We start from the raw sequence: 15,369 nt of genomic DNA, 5'->3' as shown, positions 1-15,369 counted from the left end.
GAAGGCTCGGTTCCCCGAGCCGGACCGGAAAGCTCAGTTCCCCGAGCCGGACCCGGACTCGAAGGTCGAGTCGTACCGCTGCGACATCAGCTTCCCGCCGTCCGGCGGCGTGAAGCTCGGCTGTACGTGGCGCTGCCGCCGGCCGTCGTCGCCGAGCCCGCGGGCCGGGCCCTGGCAGCCCTGCGCCACCGCGATACCGAGCGCCACCAGCAGCGTCACGACCACGAACACGAACAGCCGCTGGCGCAGCAGCCGGGGATTGGCGGGGCGACGGCCGGTCCCCGTCGCGCGCGGCACCGGACGCCCGGTGCCGCTGCGCGGAGCGGGCCGGCTCCCGCTGCCCGAGCGCGTGCCGCCGGAGCGGGGCGCCGGGGTGGGGCGGGCCGCGCCCGGCCGGGAGGAGACGCCCCCGGCGCGTGAGGCGCTGCCGCCCCGCGAGGGGGTGCCGCCCCGGGCGGGCGTGCCGCCGCGCGGCACCGGGGTGCCGGGGGCTGTGCGCCGCTGGGCGCGCTGCGGCTCGGGGTAGGTGTCCACGAGCCGTCCGGTGGGCCGGTCCGCCTCGGCGGCGCGCGGCGCGGGCGGCCGTGCGTCGGCCAGGCCCTGCGCCTCACGGGCGGCGATCTCCTTGAGCCGCAGCGACAGTTGGAGGGTGCTGGGCCGGTCCTCGGGATCCTTGGCCAGACAGGCCCGCACCAGCGGCGCGAGGGCGTCCGGAACGCCGTACAACTGCGGCTCCTCGTGCACGACGCGGTACAGCATCACCTCGGAACTGCCCTGCCCGAAGGGGGAGTCGCCGGTCGACGCGTAGGCCAGGGTCGCGCCGAGGGAGAAGACGTCGGTGGCCGGGGTGACGGCCGCGCCGCGCACCTGTTCGGGGGCGAGGAAGCCGGGGGAGCCGACGGCGGTGCCGACGTGCGTGAGCGTGGAGGCGCCGGTGGCCCACGCGATGCCGAAGTCGATGATCCGCGGCCCCTTGGGGGACAGCAGGATGTTGGAGGGCTTCAGGTCCCGGTGGACGACCCCGGCCTCGTGCACGGCGACGAGTCCCTCGGACAGGGCCGCGCCGACCGCCGCCGCCTCGGCCGCGCCGAGCGGGCCCTCGTCGGCGACCTTGTCGTGCAGGGAGGGGCCGGGCACGTACTGCGTCGCGAACCACGGCCGGTCGGCCTCCAGGTCCGCCGCCACCAGGCGTGCGGTGCAGCCTCCCCTGATACGTCGGGCCGCCGAGACCTCACGGGCGAACCGCGAGCGGAACTCCTGGTCCTCCGCCAGATCGGGCCGGATCACCTTCAGCGCGACCCGCTGCCCCTTCTTGTCGGAGCCGAGGTAGACCACGCCCATTCCGCCCGCGCCGAGCCGTCGGTGAAGCCTGAACGAGCCGACGACGCGCGGGTCCTCGCGCCTCAGGCGCATCATCGCCATGTTCATCCCCGCTGCCCGGTCCCTGTGACGTGGCACAGCTTACGTTTCCACAGCCGCCTGCGCGCAGAGGCCGCGCCCTCCGGGACGGACGGATTGTGCACGACGGGAGCACGAGGTGAAACACGGTCAGTTAGCCGCTCCCTGCGGTGCCTTTGGGGAACCCGTGACTTCAACATGCGGACGTGACAGGGAGGTTGGCCCCGGCCGGAGTGACCATGGACGAGGAGAGGCGCCCACGGAAGGAACACCGAGCCCTCCTTTCCGCCTGCCGCCCTGAACCGGCCACCGCGCGCACACATCACATCCCCATACCCCACCCAAGTGAGCGAAGTCACTCGCCGCAGCCGTCGGATGGTCCGGAAATGACCGGACACGGTGGGCGACCCCTCCGGGAAGACCCCGAGACCTGGGACCCCGTCTCCACCCAGGGGAGTACTCCGCAGGTCGTGGCTCATCCTCCGGGAGGCCCGCGATTCGGTACGAAGGCATGACGCCCTTGGGAGGCCGCACGCCTAGATTTGAGGTCAAGCGGCGGGTGCAGCACTCGTCCCCCGAGGTCAGGCACCCGCCGCTGCCAACGACAACAGAGAACGACAACAGAGACGGTCAGGAGAGGGACCATGGCCCACCCGGCACCGCGACGCACGACGTTCGCCCCTCGCCGGACGGGTCGTCGCCACCCGCTGGTGGCGACACTCATGGCTCTTCCCCTGGCGGCCCTGCTCCTCCTCGTCTTCGACGGCTGGGAGACAGTGGCCACACAGGCGTCGTCCGTGGGTGCGATGCTGGGGCGCTGAGCGGCGACCCCAGGCCCGGAAGAGCGGTCCGGGCGGGGACATCGATCCATGAAACCCCGTGGGGACGGGGGTACGGCGGACGGCACAAATGCCGGCGCAGCTGGGGAGCTGCGCCGGCATTGCGCCGTTCTGGACCTCCGTCCGTTCCGTCTGCGGGCCGGTGCGGACGGATCGCGCAGTCCCCCGCGCCCCTGGGGGAGTGGCGGTCGCCGTACCCGGCGAAACCCACCCCCGCCCAGCCGTGGCGCCGAGCCCACCGCACCCCCCGCGCCCCGCGTACGCTCACCCCGGACACCCCACCGACCGAGGCCTCCGTGAACCTTCTCGCCGCTCTCACCGCAGAACTCAGCGCCACCGCCCACCCCCGGACCGGCGGCGCCACCTGCGCGTGCGGCACCACCCCCCTCGCCGACCGCCCCGACGCCACGGTCGTCCGCCACGCCGACACCGTGGCGAAGGCCCACGCCCCGGACACCGACCCCGCCGGGCTGACCCTGCGTCTCGCCGCGGCGGCCCGGCTCCCGGACGTCCTCCTCGCCCCGCTCGCCACCACCCCGGCCACTCTCCACAACCGCCCGGTGACCTTCTGGCCGTACGGCGCCCCCGTGGACCCGGACGACCCGGCCGCCGCCCCCTGGGAGGCCGCGGCCATCCTCCTCGCCCGGCTGCACCGGACTGTCCCTCCCAGCCCCCTGCCCCCGATGCGCGGCCCCGCCAAGGCCGCCCACGCCATCCAGCGCCTGCGTGCGGCCGTGAGCACCGCGCCCCATCCCGCCGCACCCCCCGTCCTGCGGGCCTGGCACGCGCTCCCCGCCTGGGCCCGCGCCGAGGCCCCCATGCCCGGCACCCCGGCCCTCTGCCACGGTGACCTCCACCTCGGCCAGCTGGTCCGCAGCCCCGCACCCGACGGCCCCTGGCTGCTGATAGATGTGGACGACCTCGGCGTCGGCGTCCCGGCCTGGGATCTCGCCCGCCCCGCCTCCTGGTACGCCTGCGGGCTCCTCCCGCCCGACGAGTGGACCCGCTTCCTGGCCGCCTACCGAGAGGCCGGCGGCCCCGCCGTACCCGCCGACGGCGACCCCTGGCCCGCCCTGGACGTCCCGGCCCGCGCCCTGACCGTGCAGACCGCGGCCCGCGCGCTCACCAAGGCGCTCACGGCCGACCGCCCGCTGGACGAGGTGGAACAGGCCCTGGTGGACGCCTGTGCCCGAATGAGTTCCATCCCCGACCAGTTGACTCGGGGATTCCGGGCGTAGGGTGCAACCGACCGGGGCCGGACGGAGTCTGTCCTGGGGAAACACGAAGCAGCACCAACCGGCGAGGAGTTGAGCCGACCATGCAGTGTCCGAAGTGCCATGCGCCGATGCACACCTACAACCGCAATGGCGTCCAGATCGAGCAGTGCAGCGGCTGTCGCGGCATCTTCCTCGACTACGGCGAGCTGGAGGCCCTGACCCAGCTGGAGGCCCAGTGGTCGAAGCCCGTCCCGCCGGCCGCCCCGCAGGCGTACCCGGCCCCGCCCGCGCCGGCCTGGGGTGCCCCGCACGGCGGTCACCACGGTCACCACGGTGGTCACCACGGCGGTCACCACGGACACCAGAAGAGCTGGGCGCACATGCTGTTCTCCAGCTGAGCGCACGAAGAAGCCCCCGGTCTCGCGACCGGGGGCTTCCTGGTGTGTGGACGATACTGGGATTGAACCAGTGACCTCTTCCGTGTCAGGGAAGCGCTCTCCCGCTGAGCTAATCGTCCGCAGGCTGTGACCTGAAAGTCACAGTCAGTGCGCGATACTGGGATTGAACCAGTGACCTCTTCCGTGTCAGGGAAGCGCTCTCCCGCTGAGCTAATCGCGCGGGTTCGGATCTTCGAGAAGATCCAGTGGACGATACTGGGATTGAACCAGTGACCTCTTCCGTGTCAGGGAAGCGCTCTCCCGCTGAGCTAATCGTCCTTGGAGGTGGAGACGGGATTTGAACCCGTGTAGACGGCTTTGCAGGCCGTTGCCTCGCCTCTCGGCCACTCCACCAGGAGTGTAGGGGATCGGGAAGACCCCTTCTTCCTTCGAGCGGACGACGAGGCTCGAACTCGCGACCTCAACCTTGGCAAGGTTGCGCTCTACCAACTGAGCTACGTCCGCTTGTCGTTTCGGTCCGCTCTCGCGTCCCGGCGACGTGTTGAACTCTAGCGGATTCCCGGGCCAGTACAAAAACGCGTTTGCGCAGCGTGCTGCGGTGCACTCCACGGAGCGCGTGGTCAGCGCCCCCGAGGGGACATGCCCGGGCCACCTTTCGGCCACCCGCCCTAGACTCGACCACGTGCTCGACCTCCCTTCCGGCCTCCCTCCTCTCGCCCGCTTCGGCGCCCGCCTGGCCACCGGCCTCCTCGACGTCACCGACGATCCCGCCGCCCTGGACTCCACCGGGTTCTGGGCCGTCTGCGCCGACTTCGAGGGCCGGCTGACCTGCGCCCGCTTCGCGCACGTACGGGAGGAGCCGGTGCCCGCCCCGGTCCCCGGCGGCTGGCACGGCCCGGCGCTGGGCGACTGGTCCACCTCCCTCGACCGGACCGCCTACACCGCGGCGGTCGGCCGGATCCGCGAGCACATCGCGGCCGGCGAGGTCTACCAGGCCAACCTCTGCCGGGTGCTCAGCGCGCCCGTCGCCCCCGACGCCGACGTGGACGCCCTGACCGCCCTGCTGGCCCGCGGCAACCCCGCCCCCTACGCGGGCACGATCCGGCTGCCGGAGCACGGCGTGGAGATCGCGACCGCCTCGCCCGAGCTGTTCCTGCGCCGGGACGGCCGTACCGTCGAGTCGGGACCCATCAAGGGCACCGGACGGACCGAGGCGGACCTCCTGGAGAAGGACTACGCCGAGAACGTGATGATCGTGGACCTGGTCCGCAACGACATCGGGCGTGTCTGCGCCACCGGCAGCGTCACCGTCCCCGACCTGTGCGCGGTGGAGAAGCACCCCGGCCTGGTCCACCTGGTCTCCACCGTCCGCGGCGAGCTGCGCGACGGCGCCGGCTGGCCCGGCCTGCTCGCCGCGGCCTTCCCGCCCGGCTCGGTCACCGGCGCGCCCAAGTCGAGCGCGCTGCGGATCATCGAGGCGCTGGAGACGGCACCCCGTGGCCCGTACTGCGGCGGCATCGGCTGGGTCGACGCCGACCGGGGCGTGGGCGAGCTGGCCGTGGGCATCCGGACGTTCTGGATCGACCGGTCCTGCGAGGGCGCGGCGATGCTCCGCTTCGGGACCGGAGCCGGCATCACCTGGGGATCCGATCCCGAAGGGGAGTGGCGCGAGACCGAGCTGAAGGCGTCCCGGCTGCTCGCGGTAGCGTCGGGGACGTACGAGGTGAGCGGAGGGGCTCTGTCATGAGGATCTGGCTGGACGGCGCGCTGCAGGACCTGGAGTCGGCCCGGGTCTCCGTCTTCGATCACGGGCTGACCGTCGGCGACGGCATCTTCGAGACGGTGAAGGCGGTGGACGGGCAGCCCTTCGCGCTCACCCGCCACCTCGACCGGCTGACCCGCTCGGCCCGCGGCCTGGGTCTGCCCGACCCCGACCACACCGAGGTCCGCCGCGCCTGCGCGGCCGTCCTGGAGGCCAACCCGATGCCGCTGGGCCGGCTGCGCATCACCTACACCGGCGGCCACGGCCCCCTCGGCTCCGACCGCGGCGAGCACGGCCCGACCCTGGTGGTGGCGCTCGGTGAGACCGCACGCCGCCCCGACTCCACCGCCGTGATCACCGTCCCCTGGACCCGCAACGAGCGCGGCGCCCTCACCGGCCTGAAGACCACCTCGTACGCCGAGAACGTCGTCGCCCTCGCCCGAGCCCACCAACACGGCGCCTCCGAGGCGCTGTTCGGCAACACGGTCGGACAGCTCTGCGAGGGCACCGGGTCGAACGTCTTCGTGGTCCTGGACGGCGAGATCCACACCCCGCCGGTCGCCTCCGGCTGTCTGCCGGGCATCACCCGCGCCCTCGCCGTCGAGTGGACCGGCGCCAAGGAGACCGACCTGCCGCTGGACGTGCTGGAACGGGCCGAGGAGGTCTTCCTCACGTCCACCCTCAGGGACGTCCAGGCCGTGCACCGCGTCGACGACCGGGAACTGCCCGGCGCACCGGGCCCGGTCACCGCGAAGGCCATGCGGATCTTCGAGGACCGGGCCGGGGAGGACCTGGACCCCTGACCGAAGCCGGAAAATCGGCTGCCCCGGGGCACCGGAGCGGGTAGAACACCCGTGATGACGACGACTCTGCGGCCGACCGAGCCGCTCCAGCACAACGCCGACGGGACGCGTTCCCGCCGCTACCAGGTGTGCGTGAACAGCCGCCCGGTCGGCTCGATGCATCTCGGGACCTCAGCCGCTTTCGGCGACCGGACAGCCCGGATCCTGGACGTGCGCATCGACGAGCCGGACCGCCGTCGAGGCCGGGGCACGGTGGCCGTGCTCGCCGCCGAGGAGGTGGCGCGGAGCTGGGGCTGCCGGCAGATCGAGGCAGGCGTCGCCGGGGACGCCGGGCACGCGCTGCGGCTCTTCGAGGGGCTCGGCTACGTCCACCGCAACCGCGGCATGGAGAAGCCGCTCGGCGAGGTACCGCCCGAACTGCCCGCCGGCAGTCTCGGGCACCCCATGGGCGCGGCCGAGTTCGAGGCGTGGCTCGCGTACGAGTCGGAGGCCTACGCGCGCGTCTGGATCGAGCGGGGCGTGCCCGAGGCCGAGGCGTACGCCAAGTCGCGCCACGATCACGAGACCCTGCTGCCGCACGGGCTCGCCACCGAGGACATGCTGTTCAGCGTGCTCGAGCACGAGGGCGAGCGGGTGGGCACGCTGTGGGTGTCCCTGCGGGACGGCAAAGCCTTCGTCTTCGACGTGGAGACCGACGAAGCCCACCGCGGCCGAGGCCACGGCCGTACGCTCATGCTGCTGGCGGAGCGGCAGGCGATCGCCGCCGGCCGCCGCGTCCTCGGCCTCAACGTGTTCGCGGGCAACACCCCGGCCGAGCGGCTGTACGAGTCGCTCGGCTACGAGACGACGCGGTACTCCCTGTACAAGGACCTTCTGTAGCGAAGTCCACCCGCAGCCGGTCCCGGCCCTGTGGTCAGGCCTGAGAACCGGCCAGCAGCCGGTCCGTGATCTCCTCGATGCGCTCGCGCAGCCCCTCCTGGCTCTTGCCGCCGTCGAGGCGCTCGCCGCCGATGACGTAGGTCGGCGTACCGGTGACACCGATCGCCTTGCCCTCGGCCTGGTCGGCGTCGACGATCAGGATGTGCCGCCCGTCGATCAGCGCGGTGTCGAACTCCTCGGCGTCCAGCCCCAGTTCACGGGCGACATCGACCAGGAAGGGTTCCCCCTTGCGGTCCAGCTCCTCGACCCGGCCGAGCACCGCCTCGACGTAGGCCCAGCCCTGCCCCTGCTCCGTCGCCTCCTCGGCGGCCTGGGCGGCGGCGAAGGCGTGCTTGTGCTTCTCCAGCGGGAAGTGCCGTAGCCGCAGCTCCAGCCGGTCGCCGTAACGGGCGCGCAGGGCGCGGAGGTCGTCCAGGGCGCTGCGGCAGTCGGGACACTGGAGTTCGCACCAGACGTCGAGGACGGGGGCTTCGGTGCGTGCGGGGGAGGAGTCGCTCATGCGCACCAGTCTTCCAGGCCGCACCCCGGGTACCGAATCGGACGGTGGGCGGTCACCGGCACTTCGGGAGGAGACGACCCGGAGATCTCCCTGATGTCGGGCCGGAACATGGCATCGCGAGGACCGGGCGGTGCAGGATGGAAGGGGCGAAGCGCACCCCGCGCCCCGCTGTGCCCCATCGAGCCCGCCAGGAGGACCGGATGATTGCCGAGACCGTGTGTTCCGCCGTCTCCGCGGCCGGCCTCGGCGTCGCCGCGGTCACCGCCTACCGCAAGCGTTTCCTGGCCGCCGCCCGCATCACCGCCTATGCGCTGGTCCCGATCGGCCTGGTGATGACGGGCGTCGTCGGCTGGCTGGCCGACACGGCGTTCAGCCCGACGGCCTGGGCCGGCTTCGGTGTGCTGGGCGCTGCCTGGGCACTGTTCGCGACGACGCGGGCCGTGGAGCGCAGGCGCGGGGGCACCCGCGCGGAGCGCAGGGCGGCACGGGCCGCCGCCGGACGCGACGCGGTGGCTCCGGCCGCCTCGGCCCCCTCGCTGGGCTCGGCGAACAGGCCTGCCGCCCGGCCCGCGGGCGCTGCGCCCGCCACCACCTCCGCCGACGACTTCAGCGACATCGAGGCCATCCTCAAGAAGCACGGCATATGACCTGAAACCGTTCACAACCGGAAGCAAGTCGAGCGGACCGGTGCGGAAATCGGTGAAGTACCGCACTCGAAGCTGTGGTGATCGCCAAGGGGGCATCCCCTGGGTCATCATCACCGCGAGATGCTGGACACGAGACAGAGCGAGGCCGCGCCGCCGAAGGACGAGCCGCGCGGATGCCTCTTCGCCCTATCCCAGCCACCGCTGATGATCTTCCTTGCGGTGATCGGGTGTCTGCTCCTCATGGCTGCGCTGCACGACCTGCTGTTGCTGTGAGCCGTACACGTCCGTCCCGGCGTCACCCGCCGGGACCGGCGTCGACCGGGTGTGTTCCCGGGGATCAGCCCGCCGCTTCCTTGCGCCGGGCCCGGTAGGCCGCCACATGCAGCCGGTTCCCGCAGGTGCGGCTGTCGCAGTAGCGGCGCGAGCGATTGCGGGAGAGATCCACGAAGGCACGTCGGCAGTCCGGCGCCTCGCAGCGCCGCAGCCGCTCCTGCTCCCCGGCCACCACGAAGAAGGCGAGCGCCATCCCGCAGTCGGCCGCCAGGTGGTCGGCCACGGACGCACCCGGGGCGAAGTAGTGCACATGCCAGTCGTAGTCGTCGTGGTCCGTCAGCCGCGGGGTGGTACCGGCCGCGGCGACCAGCTCGTTGATCATTCCCGCGGCGGACCGGGCGTCCGGCGCCGCGAAGATCCCCGCGAACCTGCCCCGGATCTTGCGCACCGCCGACAGGTCGAACTCCGACAGCGCCCCGACATCGCTGATCGCGTGACTGCGCACGAAGTCAGCGAGAGCCGCGACGTCCGGCAGTCCGTCCGCCACCGGGTCGTCCTCCGGCGCGGTGTTCACCAGATCCACCACGGTGTCCAGTGCGCACCGGGTGTCGTGGGTGATCAGCACGTTTCGCTCCCTGGCCTGAGGGTCGGGCGGGCGCCCGCCGATGCTGGCCGATGGTAGCGACAACCGCGCCCACCGCACCGGGGGCCGCCCACCGGCGATTGCCCGGTAGAACGCCTCCGTGCACTCGGCGGTTCCCGAGTCCGTCCGGTGCCTGCACGATATGCCTGGATGTGGCCGGAAAACAGGCCGACGCCGCCCCGTGAGCACTCACGGTGACGGCGTCGCTCTGTGCCGTATGCGGTTGTCTTGGCCCGAGCCGTCTCCCCGAGTGGACGGCGCCGGGCGGCTTTGAGGGGCGGCCTCGGCCTAGCTCTCCGCCAGGATGTGCGAGAGCTCCTGATCCAGATCGAAGTGCCGGTGTTCCGTGCCGGGCGGCACGGCGGCGTCGGTTCGCTTCAGGAAGGACTCCAGGGCCCGTGCCGGGGCTTCCAGCAGGGCTTCCCCTTCCGGAGAGCTCAGGGCGATGCACACGACGCCCTGACCGTGACTGCGGGACGGCCAGACGCGGACGTCGCCGGTGCCGGTGGGCCGGTGAAGCCCCTCGGCGAGGAGGTCGCGGGCGAACACCCACTCGACGGTCTCCTCGGCTCCGGTGTGGAAGGTGGCGTGCACGGCGTAGGGGTCGGCCGTGTCGTACCGCAGGCCTGCGGGGACAGGCAGGGATGACTCGCTCGACACAACGAGGCGCAGGTGCAGCTCGCAGCTGACCGTGGTGTTCATAAGCGCCAGGGCCTTTCGCTCAGTGTGCGCTCGGGGATTCGCACGTCGGCGAAATCGACATGCCACCTACGGTGCCGTTGTAAACCCCTCTGAGGGTTTTGCGTGTCTTTACGTAACTCTTCCGGCCGAGAACTCGGGCGAGACCTGCGACCATTCCGGTGACTGGATTCACTCGGGTAGGGTTTGTCTGTATGAATACGGGGAGTGACGAGCCGGGCGAGGTCGCCGTGGCGGCGGACGATGCAGACAAGGCCGACAAGGCGGACGTGACGGTGGGCGCGGAGCAGCCCGAGCAGGGGCTCGGCTCCCGGGCGCCGGCCTTCATCAAGGCCCGCCGGGCGCTGCACCTGAGCTGGCAGGTCGGCATCTTCGTGGTCGGCCTCGCGGTCGTCGTGGTGGGCATCGTCATGCTGCCGCTCCCGGGCCCGGGCTGGGTGGTGATCTTCGCGGGCATGGCGATCTGGGCGACCGAGTTCGTCTGGGCCCAGCTTGTGCTGCGCTGGACGAAACGCAAGGTCACCGAGGCGGCCCAGAAGGCCCTCGACCCCAGGGTGCGGCGCCGCAACATCACGCTGACGGTGATCGGCCTGGTGATCGTGGGCGCGCTGGTCGGGGTCTACCTGTGGAAGTTCGGCGTCGTGCTGCCGTGGCAGATCAAGAACCAGTGACGGCGGACCCGGGCGTGGTCGGAGGCACCCCCTGACATGGGGTAATGTTCTTCCTGCGCCCGGGCGATTAGCTCAGTGGGAGAGCGCTTCGTTCACACCGAAGAGGTCACTGGTTCGAACCCAGTATCGCCCACCCGGAACCGACGGCCCATCTGCGAACAGCAGGTGGGCCGTCGTCGTGTGGGCGCTTCTCGAAGGTCACCGTGGGTGTTACGCCGTCCGGGTGGATCATCGCTCCGGCTGCGACTTCACCGCGGTTCCGGCTTCGCTCTGTTTGCGGCTTCGTCCGACTTCGCTCTGTCACCGAGCTGCACCGTGCACTCCTCCATCCCGATCCGGTAGATCGGGTAGATCCGGCAGTCCGGGCCCGGGTCATGAGCAGGGGCCCGGAGCCGCTGCGGCTCGAAGGGCGGAGCCACCCGGCCGAGAACGGCGAACCCGAGGCGCCCACCGCCGCGTGCGCGCACTCGACGCCGCGGGGCGCCGCAACCGACGTGTTCCGGCCACCCCCGGGCCCTGCGGACCCGCACTGGACGGCTGTGGCCACTTCGTCCAGCAGTGGCGCTCCGCGGAGGCGGCGTCCCCTGGCCGGCCAGCCCGCCTGTTCATCTGACCGCGGCCTCTGACCTGCGCAAGCGCCCCGCCCACGTACCCCCGCGCCCCGGCCGGACGCCCCGAGCCCCGATCCGCGCCGGGCAGAAAATCCTGCCCGAATCATTGACGCACCTCCGGCCCCTCCGTAACTTGTGCCAGCAAGCGCTTACTTGAAACGATTCATGGCGCGGCGACGACGCTGCGGGGAGGGGCCCGACTGTGGGAACCAGCAGGAATCTTGAGAGGCGTACGATCCTGAAGGCCGCCGGGGCCTCGGCCGCCGTGCTCGGGCTCGCCGCGACGACCGGGTGTGGTGGCGAAAGCGGTTCCGGGAACGGGACGGTGACGATCCGTTACTCGTGGTGGGGTGCCGAGGAGCGGGCCAAGAAGATCAATCAGACGATCGCGCTCTTCGAGAAGAAGTACCCGAAGATCAAGGTCAAGACCGACTTTCAGACGTACCAGTCGTTCTGGGAGAAGTTCCAGACGCAGGCGGCCGGCGGAAATCCCCCGGACGTTTTCCAGAACGCCGTCACATTTCTTCGGAAGTACGACAAGCGCGGAATTCTTCTGGACCTCAAGTCACAGGTGCGGGCCGGCAATCTGAGCCTGGATCACTTCCGGGCGGGCGTCACGAAGGTCGGCGAGGTCGACGGCAAGCAGCTCGGCGTTCCCGTCGGCTCCAACACCATGGCGCTCGTCATCGACAAGAAGGTCTTCCGGAAGGCCGGCGTCGAGCCGCAGCCGGGCTGGACCTGGGACGAGTACTTCAAGGCCCTGAAGACCATCCACGACAGGACGAAGGTCGCCGGGGACACCGGCTACTTCACCATCATGTACCTGTACGACCTCTACCTCCGCCAGAACGGGAAGGCCTTCTTCACCAAGGACGGACTCGGTTTCGACAGGGCCGACCTGACGGAGTGGTGGACGGACGGCTACAACCGCGTCAAGGCCGGCATCGTCACCGACCCGAAGGTCGTCCAGCAGGACATGCCCAAGTCCTCCCTCTCCGCCGGACACGGCGCGTCGGAGTTCACCTGGGACAACTTCACCGTCCGCTACTCCGCGGAGGGCGACAGCTCCTACGGCCTCGCGCCGGTCCCCACCACCGACGGCAGGAACACCGGCCAGTACCTGGCCTCCCTGATGCTCAGCGCCTCCGCCCGCACCTCCCACCCCGAGGAGGTCGCCCGGTTCATCGACTTCATGGTCCACGATCCCGAGGTCGGCAGGATCATGGGCTACGACCGGGGCATCCTCGCGAGCACCGAGCAGTACGGGGCGTACAAGCCGGCCGACGCGGTGAACGAGGAGATCGCGCAGTACGAGGAGGACACCGCCAAGTCCGGCGTCCTCGGCACGATCACCCCGCACCCCTCCGGCGCCGACACCGTCGAGGCCGCCTTCCTGCGCCTCGGCGGCGACCTCGGACAGGGCAAGACCAAGGTCCCCGACGCGGTGAAGCAGTTCTTCACCGAGTCCGAGGCCGCCTTCCAGGCCTGATGGGACGTGCCGTGACGCTCGTCAAGGACTCCGCGCCCGCGACCCGCAAGGCCCGTCCGGCCGGCCCCGCCACCGCGCGGCGGCCGGGCCGCCGCCGGGAGAACCTCGCCGGCTACCTCTTCATGTCCCCGTGGATCGCCGGGTTCCTGCTGCTGACCGCGGGCCCGATGGTGGCCTCGCTGTACTTCGCGTTCACCGACTACAACCTCTTCAACACCCCGAAGTGGGTCGGGTTCGACAACTTCACCAGGATGTTCGACGATCCGCGCTGGCAGAAGTCGGTGGAGGTGACGGCCAAGTACGTCGTCATCGGCACCCCGCTGAAGCTGCTGCTCGCCCTCGGTGTCGCCCTGCTCCTCGCGCAGAGCCGCCGCGGCCAGTCCTTCTACCGGGCCGCCTTCTACGCCCCCTCGCTCATCGGCGCGAGCGTCTCGGTCGGCTTCGTCTGGCGTTCACTCTTCTCCGACGGCGCCGTCGTGGACCGCACCCAGACCTTCCTCGGCTTCCATGCCGGCGGCTGGGTCGGCAACGCGGACCGGGTGCTGTACTGCCTGGTCGCGCTGACCGTCTGGCAGTTCGGGGCGCCCATGGTCATCTTCCTGGCCGGGCTGAAGCAGGTGCCCAGGGAGCTCTACGAGGCCGCCGAGATGGACGGCGCGGGACCGTTCCGCAAGTTCTGGAACATCACCCTGCCGATGATCTCCCCGGTGCTGTTCTTCAACGTGCTCCTGGAGACCATCCACTCCTTCCAGATCTTCGGCTCGGCCTACGTCGTCTCCAACACCTACTGCGGTCCGGCCGACGCCACGCTCGTCTACACCTGCTACCTGTACCAGCAGGGTTTCAAGAACGCCCAGATGGGCTTCGCCGCCGCGATGGCCTGGATGCTGCTGCTCGCAGTCGCCATGGTGACGGCCGTCCTCTTCTGGTCGCAGAAGAAGTGGGTGCACTACGAGGAGGGCGCCCGATGAGTGCGGTCACCACGAAGGTCACGGACAGGGGCGGCCGCAGGCACGCAGGTTCCCTCGTCTGGCACCTCGGCGCCCTGCTGATCCTCGCGGTCATCCTCTACCCGGTGGTCTGGGTGATCGGCGCCTCGTTCAAGCCGAGCAAGGACATCGTCAACAGCCTCACGCTGTTCCCGTCCCACCCGATCCTGTCCAACTTCAAGGGTCTCGCCGACGGCATAGCGGACATCGACATCCGGACCTTCTTCCAGAACTCCCTCCTCTACGCCGTCGGGGCCGTCGTCGGCGTGCTCATCTCCTGCTCGCTCACCGCCTACGCCTTCACCCGCATCCGGTTCGCCGGCCGCAACCTGCTCTTCTCCCTGATGATCGGCACCCTGCTGCTGCCGTACCACGTCCTGCTGATCCCGCAGTACGTGATGTTCCAGAAGCTGGGCTGGATCAACACCTACATCCCGCTGCTGATCGGCAAGTACCTCGCGACCGAGGCCTTCTTCGTCTTCCTGATGGTGCAGTTCATGCGCAACCTGCCCCGCGAGCTGGACGAGGCCGCCCGGCTCGACGGCTGCGGTCACCTGCGCATCTACTGGTCGATCGTGCTGCCGTTGTGCCGGCCCGCACTGATCACGAGTGCGATCTTCACCTTCATCAACGCCTGGAACGACTTCATGGGCCCGCTGATCTACCTCAACGAGCCCGGCAAGTACACCGTCTCCCTCGGCCTGATGATGTTCCGCGACTCCGACGGCGTGGCCGCCAACTACGGCGGCATGATCGCCATGTCCCTGGTCGCGCTGCTGCCGGTGCTGCTCTTCTTCCTCACCTTCCAGCGGTACCTGATCGACGGCATGGCGACCTCCGGACTGAAGGGCTGAGGCGGCCACCATGGCGGAAGCACGTGTGAAGCCGCGCAGGGAGTCCGTGGTCGCGGAGAGGTTCGGGGTATTCGCCGAGTGCCTGCTCGCCGGTGTGTGGATCGCGGTGGCCTCCCTCGCAGTCGTGACCTGCCCGGCCGCCTTCGCCGCCGGCGCCCGGCATCTGCGCCGTCGTACGACGCACGAGGGCGGCGGCGCGCGGGAGTTCGTCGCCGACTTCCGGAGCGCGCTGCGCGGCGGCTGGGCCGTCGGGGCCGTCGGCTGGGCCGTGCCGACGCTCGCCTGGGTGGACGTCCGGGCCGTGCGCGCGGGGCTGCCCGGCGGGCCGCCGGCCGGTGCCGTGGGTCTGTTCGCGCTGCTCGGCCTCACCGTGGCCGTGCTGCGCGCTGCGGCCGTGTGGACCCCGGGAAGCCGCTGGCGCGCCCTGCTCGCCGACGCGGGCCGCCGTACGGTCCTCGACCCCGCCGGATCCTTCCTGCTCGTCGGCGGAGCGGCCCTGACCTGCTGTTCCGCTGTGCTCATCGCACCGTTGGCGGTCCCCGTGCTCGGGGCCGTCGCGGCGGCGGCCGTCGCCGTGGAGGAGCGGTACCGGCGCCGCTGAGCCCGCGGCGCCCTCGATCAAGGCCGGTGCCCCTGGG

16 protein-coding genes and 6 tRNA genes are annotated in these 15,369 nt (G+C 71.0%); 13 read left to right on the top strand and 9 right to left on the bottom strand.

The genetic code is table 11. The features are described 5' to 3' along the window. Nucleotides 1–33: 33 nt before the first annotated feature. A complete protein-coding gene (locus FB157_RS18910; protein ID WP_261386369.1) occupies nt 34–1,428 on the bottom strand; it encodes a serine/threonine-protein kinase in 1,395 nt (464 codons plus the stop codon). 1,105 nt (nt 1,429–2,533) lie between these two features. Between FB157_RS18910 and FB157_RS18905 the strand changes: the two genes are divergently transcribed. Continuing rightward, complete coding sequence (locus tag FB157_RS18905; protein WP_145881219.1) at nt 2,534–3,475, top strand: phosphotransferase family protein; 942 nt, start codon at nt 2,534–2,536, stop codon at nt 3,473–3,475. A gap of 80 nt (nt 3,476–3,555) precedes the next feature. Beyond that, complete coding sequence (locus tag FB157_RS18900; RefSeq protein ID WP_145881217.1) at nt 3,556–3,852, top strand: zf-TFIIB domain-containing protein; 297 nt, start codon at nt 3,556–3,558, stop codon at nt 3,850–3,852. Between the two features lie 47 nt (nt 3,853–3,899). Here FB157_RS18900 and FB157_RS18895 read toward each other — a convergent pair. The 5 genes from FB157_RS18895 to FB157_RS18875 form a co-directional block, all read right to left on the bottom strand. Further along, a tRNA-Val gene (locus tag FB157_RS18895) sits at nt 3,900–3,971 on the bottom strand. A 29-nt stretch (nt 3,972–4,000) separates the two neighbouring features. After that, a tRNA-Val gene (locus FB157_RS18890) sits at nt 4,001–4,072 on the bottom strand. A 26-nt stretch (nt 4,073–4,098) separates the two neighbouring features. Beyond that, nucleotides 4,099–4,170 (bottom strand) — tRNA-Val (locus FB157_RS18885). Between the two features lies 1 nt (nt 4,171). Further along, a tRNA-Cys gene (locus FB157_RS18880) sits at nt 4,172–4,245 on the bottom strand. A gap of 38 nt (nt 4,246–4,283) precedes the next feature. Next, nucleotides 4,284–4,356, bottom strand: a tRNA-Gly gene (locus FB157_RS18875). A gap of 178 nt (nt 4,357–4,534) precedes the next feature. On the opposite strand from FB157_RS18875, the gene FB157_RS18870 reads away from it, so the two are divergent. From FB157_RS18870 to FB157_RS18860, 3 genes are read left to right on the top strand one after another with little or no spacing between them, the layout of a single operon-like run. Further along, on the top strand, nt 4,535–5,599 hold the full coding sequence (locus FB157_RS18870) for a chorismate-binding protein (protein WP_145881215.1): 1,065 nt from the start codon (nt 4,535–4,537) through the stop codon (nt 5,597–5,599). Next, nucleotides 5,596–6,417 (top strand): aminotransferase class IV, encoded by an 822-nt coding sequence (locus FB157_RS18865; RefSeq protein WP_145881213.1) that lies wholly within the window; start codon nt 5,596–5,598, stop codon nt 6,415–6,417. Before FB157_RS18870 ends, FB157_RS18865 begins: the two co-directional genes overlap by 4 nt. Nucleotides 6,418–6,471: 54 nt before the next feature. Next, on the top strand, nt 6,472–7,296 hold the full coding sequence (locus FB157_RS18860) for a GNAT family N-acetyltransferase (RefSeq protein WP_145881212.1): 825 nt from the start codon (nt 6,472–6,474) through the stop codon (nt 7,294–7,296). Nucleotides 7,297–7,330: 34 nt separating this feature from the next. Here the strand turns inward: FB157_RS18860 and FB157_RS18855 are convergent, their stop codons facing one another. Continuing rightward, nucleotides 7,331–7,855 (bottom strand): DsbA family protein, encoded by a 525-nt coding sequence (locus FB157_RS18855; protein WP_186581565.1) that lies wholly within the window; start codon nt 7,853–7,855, stop codon nt 7,331–7,333. A 200-nt stretch (nt 7,856–8,055) separates the two neighbouring features. Here FB157_RS18855 and FB157_RS18850 point away from each other — a divergent pair, with 200 nt between their 5' ends. Together FB157_RS18850 and FB157_RS47320 are read left to right on the top strand one after the other, a co-directional pair. After that, nucleotides 8,056–8,502, top strand: a complete 447-nt coding sequence (locus tag FB157_RS18850; protein ID WP_145881210.1) for a hypothetical protein — start codon at nt 8,056–8,058, stop codon at nt 8,500–8,502. A gap of 120 nt (nt 8,503–8,622) precedes the next feature. Then, nucleotides 8,623–8,775: a hypothetical protein gene (locus FB157_RS47320; RefSeq protein ID WP_165289388.1), complete on the top strand. Its 153-nt coding sequence runs from the start codon at nt 8,623–8,625 to the stop codon at nt 8,773–8,775. 64 nt (nt 8,776–8,839) lie between these two features. On the opposite strand, the gene FB157_RS18845 is transcribed toward FB157_RS47320, so the two are convergent. Together FB157_RS18845 and FB157_RS18840 are read right to left on the bottom strand one after the other, a co-directional pair. Then, the gene (locus tag FB157_RS18845; RefSeq protein WP_145881208.1) at nt 8,840–9,400 is read right to left on the bottom strand and encodes a CGNR zinc finger domain-containing protein; all 561 of its coding nucleotides are present in this window, start codon (nt 9,398–9,400) and stop codon (nt 8,840–8,842) included. 306 nt (nt 9,401–9,706) lie between these two features. Next, a complete protein-coding gene (locus tag FB157_RS18840; RefSeq protein WP_004002642.1) occupies nt 9,707–10,120 on the bottom strand; it encodes an SsgA family sporulation/cell division regulator in 414 nt (137 codons plus the stop codon). 191 nt (nt 10,121–10,311) lie between these two features. Here FB157_RS18840 and FB157_RS18835 point away from each other — a divergent pair, with 191 nt between their 5' ends. The 6 genes from FB157_RS18835 (at nt 10,312) to FB157_RS18810 (ending at nt 15,332) form a co-directional block, all read left to right on the top strand. Beyond that, on the top strand, nt 10,312–10,788 hold the full coding sequence (locus FB157_RS18835) for a TIGR02611 family protein (protein ID WP_145881206.1): 477 nt from the start codon (nt 10,312–10,314) through the stop codon (nt 10,786–10,788). Nucleotides 10,789–10,849: 61 nt separating this feature from the next. Next, nucleotides 10,850–10,921: transfer RNA gene (locus tag FB157_RS18830), tRNA-Val, on the top strand. A gap of 680 nt (nt 10,922–11,601) precedes the next feature. Further along, nucleotides 11,602–12,888, top strand: a complete 1,287-nt coding sequence (locus FB157_RS18825) for an ABC transporter substrate-binding protein (protein ID WP_145881204.1) — start codon at nt 11,602–11,604, stop codon at nt 12,886–12,888. Beyond that, entirely contained in the window at nt 12,888–13,859 is a 972-nt protein-coding gene (locus FB157_RS18820; protein WP_145881202.1) for a carbohydrate ABC transporter permease, read from the top strand. Before FB157_RS18825 ends, FB157_RS18820 begins: the two co-directional genes overlap by 1 nt. Then, nucleotides 13,856–14,731 carry a carbohydrate ABC transporter permease gene (locus tag FB157_RS18815; protein WP_145881200.1) on the top strand — a complete coding sequence of 292 codons (876 nt, stop codon included), beginning with the start codon at nt 13,856–13,858 and terminating at the stop codon, nt 14,729–14,731. The genes FB157_RS18820 and FB157_RS18815 overlap by 4 nt, the downstream gene beginning before the upstream one ends. A 10-nt stretch (nt 14,732–14,741) precedes the next feature. Then, complete coding sequence (locus tag FB157_RS18810) at nt 14,742–15,332, top strand: hypothetical protein (RefSeq protein WP_145881198.1); 591 nt, start codon at nt 14,742–14,744, stop codon at nt 15,330–15,332. The last annotated feature ends 37 nt before the right edge of the window (nt 15,333–15,369 follow it).

Origin of the sequence: Streptomyces sp. BK340 (assembly GCF_007827595.1) — a bacterium.
Taxonomy (GTDB): domain Bacteria; phylum Actinomycetota; class Actinomycetes; order Streptomycetales; family Streptomycetaceae; genus Streptomyces.
This window is presented reverse-complemented; position numbering and strand designations above follow the sequence as displayed.